Genomic DNA, 1,474 nt, shown 5'->3' on the forward strand with positions numbered 1-1,474 from the left:
CCTGTTGATCAGTTAACCAGTTAATCAATTAACCAAATAACAGCTTTAATTCTTCTCAAAAACCAAAAAGTGCTGTATCCTCATAAACTGACCGTTTTGTACCAATTTGAATCCATTGGCGGAAAGTTCTTTGGTGACTTGGTCTACGGTCATTTTGTGGAGTCTTTTGATGGCTACCTCGGGATCTTCCCCACGGTATTCTATCAGCAGGAGTTTACCGCCTGGTTTCAGGGATTTTTTGATGCTTTGCAATACTTCCTGCGGATACAGCAACTCATGGTAGACATCCACCATTATCGCCAAATCAATGGAATTGTCAGGAAGCATAGGGGATTGCTCGGTTCCCTTAATGGTGATGACATTGTCAAAGCCGAGTTCTTCGCTGCGTTCCTTCAGGTATTTGATGGCAGGATCCTGGATCTCGACAGCATAGACTTTACCCTCAGGTACTTTTTTGGCAATCCTAAAAGTGTAATATCCCGATCCTGCACCGATATCCGCCACCACGCTCTTTTTGTCTATGGGTAGGTTTTTGATGGCCAATTCGGTGTATTCTTCCTGCGGACGTGTGGACCGCTCAAGCCAACTCATTCCCATAAAGTTCATCACTTGAGAGATCTCCCTTCCCATATATACTTTACCTGTTCCATCCCGGTCAGGGGTTTTGTAGGTGTAGATTTCATCAGTCTTGGTTTGGTTTTGACCAAAAAGGAAAGACATTGAAAACAGAAAAAGGAAGGAAAGGAATAGTTTTTTCATGGTTTAATGGAATATGAAAATATGGGAAGCCAAAACAATATACCAAAAAAACACCCTTCCTCTGTAATTGTTTTGACCGCTATTGGACGAATACTGTTCGCATTTAATGTAGGTAGAAATCAAAAACAGCCCCCAAGTCCACATTTGACCACATTTGGCGTTTGGCATGTTTTTAGGATATCAGTTTGGAGCCAACTATTAAAACCCTTTTTGTTTTTATGAAAGCTAAACCAACTATTCATTCTTGGCCCTGAAAACAGCTAATATCCTAACCAAGGTTTCCTGCCTCATAAACCACAACGTTCTTTCCATAGAGGTATTTTAGTTTATTGATATAAAGCAAGGTTAGGATGCTGTCCCGGCCTTGCTTTTTTTTTGGATTCTATTTTCGACCGCAAGCGAACAATAATGTCCGTGATTTTTAGGATTTATCCCTCCAATCAGCCTTAATTCGCTGTTTTGACTGTTTTTCAATTGGCATGGAACTGGGATATAGGAAGCAGGGGAGTTAAGTTTTGGGAAGTACGAGGTATGGAGTAGGTAGGATGGAGAGTTTGAAATTATTAATTCTGAATTCATAATTCTGAATTATCCAAGTCTCGCCTATTGTTTCTGACAAAGATTTCTCAGTCGTACCTCCTTCGAAATGACAAGGATAAGCTGTTTCTAGTCTCTTGCATCTCGCTTCTTACATCTCGTTTCTCGCTTCTCATAT

The 1,474-nt window shown here is 40.6% G+C and carries 1 protein-coding gene; it reads right to left on the reverse strand.

Annotation, left to right across the window (positions count from 1 at the left end; genetic code table 11):
• Positions 1 to 45 precede the first annotated feature (45 nt).
• Complete coding sequence (locus ACZFYI_RS20325) at positions 46 to 759, reverse strand: class I SAM-dependent methyltransferase (protein ID WP_462525943.1); 714 nt, start codon at positions 757 to 759, stop codon at positions 46 to 48.
• Positions 760 to 1,474 lie beyond the last annotated feature (715 nt).

The sequence above is a fragment of the Aquiflexum sp. genome (assembly GCF_977115555.1).

Excerpts from the sequence above, each read along its gene's own strand:
- ACZFYI_RS20325 (WP_462525943.1), bottom strand. The coding sequence starts at position 759 with ATGAAAAAACTATTCCTTTCCTTCCTTTTTCTGTTTTCAATGTCTTTC.